Origin of the sequence: Devosia sp. (assembly GCF_041917035.1) — a bacterium.
In the GTDB taxonomy this organism is placed as follows: Bacteria; Pseudomonadota; Alphaproteobacteria; order Rhizobiales; family Devosiaceae; genus Devosia_A.
In genome coordinates, this window is sequence record NZ_JAYRYM010000361.1 from 1 (window position 1) to 2,758 (window position 2,758).

Annotated in this window: 2 protein-coding genes; one reads left to right on the forward strand and one right to left on the reverse strand. The window is 67.9% G+C overall.

The features are described from left to right. Positions 1-420: 420 nt before the first annotated feature. Entirely contained in the window at positions 421-1,872 is a 1,452-nt protein-coding gene (locus tag ACE3TU_RS21030) for an FAD-dependent monooxygenase (RefSeq protein ID WP_374627813.1), read from the forward strand. 19 nt (positions 1,873-1,891) lie between these two features. Here the strand turns inward: ACE3TU_RS21030 and ACE3TU_RS21035 are convergent. After that, positions 1,892-2,758: ABC transporter ATP-binding protein (locus ACE3TU_RS21035; RefSeq protein ID WP_374627815.1), on the reverse strand; the 867-nt coding region annotated here is incomplete at its 5' end.

Consider the following 2,758-nt stretch of genomic DNA (forward strand, 5'->3'; position numbering starts at 1 on the left):
ACCGTCCCGGCCTCGTCGGCGAGGATAGCCGAACGCATGCGGTCGCGGATGTCGTCGAGCTCAGCCATGATCGCCCCCGTGCCCAATAATGTGGCACGGGGTCGCTGATTTGTGTGGGGAAAATGTGATGGGCTGGATGGCCGTTCTGCAGTGCAGAGCGGCCTGCCGGGGCACTGCCTCTAGTGGCTGCAGTTCTGGGGAATACCGGGATTGTGGTCGCTGTTGCCGGCGCAATCGCCACCATGCTCATTCCCTGCCGCTGCGCCACGGGCTGCATGGCGGCATTCAAACCAGAAAATGTGGGGCATTGGCTGTGGCAGTGCCTGATGCCCATACTGATATGTAGCGCACAAGGGGCTTGCTTCAAGGCTCCGGTCATCCCCTAAAAAGCACGCCCCAATGCAAAGCGGAGGCGTTCCTGTGCCAGACCATGATGTGATCATTGCCGGTGGCGGTCCGACCGGGCTGATGCTGGGCGCCGAACTGCGGCTCGCCGGCGTCGACGTGCTGATCGTCGAAAAGCGCGTGGAGCGGGAGCGCATCCAGCCGGGAGCGCTTGGCCTTCACGCCCGCACACTCGAAGTGTTCGACCAGCGCGGCATCGTCGAGCGGTTCCTCGCCGAGGGCAAGCCGATGCAGGTGCTGGGCTTTGCCGGCGTGCGGCTCGACATCAGCGGCTTCCCGACCCGCCATCCCTATGGCCTTTCGCTGATCCAGCAGCGCAGCGAGCGCATCCTCGCCGAGTGGGCCGACGAACTGGGCGTGCCGGTTCTGCGCGGGGCGGAGGTCACAGGCTTTGCGGAGAACACGTCCGGCATCGCGGTGACGCTCGGGGACGGCCGGTCGCTCACGGCGCAGTATCTCGTCGGCTGCGACGGCGGCCGCAGCCCGGTGCGCAAGGCGGCGGGCATTGGCTTTCCGGGGTCGGACCCGACGATCAGCCACCTCCTCGCCGAGGCGGAACTCGACGGGGAGCCCGAGATGGGGCTGCGCAAGGACGCCATCGGCACCCATGCGCTGAGCCGGACCGAGACCGGCAAGGTCGGGATCATGGTGACGGAACGCCAGGTCGGGGGCGCCGAGCCGACGCTGGCGCTGCTGCGCGAAGCGCTAATCGCCCACTACGGCACCGACTACGGCGTCCGCGACCCGAGCTACATCACCCGCTTCACCGACATGACCCGGCAGGCCGAAACCTATCGCAGGGGCCGGGTGCTGCTGGCGGGCGACGCGGCGCATATCCACTATCCAGCCGGCGGCTTCGGCATGGGCCTCGGCATCCAGGACGCGGTAAACCTCGGCTGGAAGCTCGCGACGGTGGCAAAGGGCAAAGCACCCGAGGCGCTGCTGGACAGCTACCATGCGGAACGCCATCCGGTGGCGGCGAGCCTGCTGCGCTATACCCTCGCGACCGTCGCCCTCGGCCGTGCGGACGCGCAGTCGCGGGCGCTTGGCTCCATCGTCACCGAACTGGTTGGAATGGCGGAGCCGCGGCTGGTCACCGCCGGGCGGATGTCGGGGCTCGATATCTGCTACCCCCTGGGCGAGGGCCATCCGCTGCTCGGCCGCCGCACGCCGGACGTTGAGCTGACCACCTCCAACGGCGCGCTACGCCTCTTTACGCTGCTCCACGAGGCCCGCCCGGTGTTGCTCTGCCTCGGGCATCCGGACCTCGACGCCGGGCCGTGGGCCGACCGCGTGCGGACGGTGGAAGCGCGCTACGAGGGGGACTGGGAGCTGCCTGTGCTCGGGACGGTGGCGCCGCCGACCGGCATGGCCATCCGCCCCGACGGCCATGTCGTCTGGGTCGGCGAGGGCACCGATGCGGGGCTCGCGGAGGCGCTTGCCACCTGGTTCGGCCCGGCGGGATGAATCGACCGGGCAGTGGAGCTCAAGTCGCCTTGCCCACCCCGGCCGCCGCCGCTTCCTCAGCGTTCTCGGGCAGGTCGTCGAAGCTCGAGTAGTTCATGGTGTAGAGCCGGCTGTAGAGGCCCCTCTTGTCCATCAGCTGGTCGTGGTTGCCCTGCTCGAGCAGCTCGCCGTTCTGCAGGACGATGATGCGATCGGCGCCGCGGATGGTGGCGAGGCGGTGCGCGATGACCAGCCCGGTGCGGCCCTCGAGCAGGCGCTTCAGCGCCTTCTGGATCAGCATCTCGGTGTAGCTGTCGATGTTCGCCGTCGCCTCGTCGAGGACGAGGATCTTGGCATCCGCCACCAGCGCCCGGGCGAAGCTGATCAGCTGGCGCTGGCCGAGCGACAGGTTGCCGCCGCGCTGCTCGATCTTTGTGTCGTAGCCCTCGGCCAGCGACACGATGAAGTCATGCGCGCCGACCGCCCTGGCAGCCTCGATCACCTGCTCGCGGCTTGCCTCGGTCTTGTGATAGCGGATGTTCTCGAGCACGGTGCCGGTGAACAGGAATGGTTCCTGCAGCACCATTGCCACCTCTGCGCCGATCGAATCCTGGGTGAGGTCGCGCACGTCGTGCCCGCCGATGCTCACCGAGCCTTCCCACACATCGTAGAAGCGGTGCACCAGCGACATGCAGCTCGACTTGCCCGAACCGGTCGGTCCGACCAGCGCGACGGTCTCGCCCGGATTGACGCGGAAGCTGACCTTCTTGAGCACCGGCAGGTTCTTGCGGTAGCCGAACGTCACCTCCCTGAACTCGACGGACCCATCCATGTCGGCGGTCAGCGCGACCGCATCCGGCTTGTCGGCGATGGAGACCGGCACATCGAGCACCTCGGTGATGCGCTG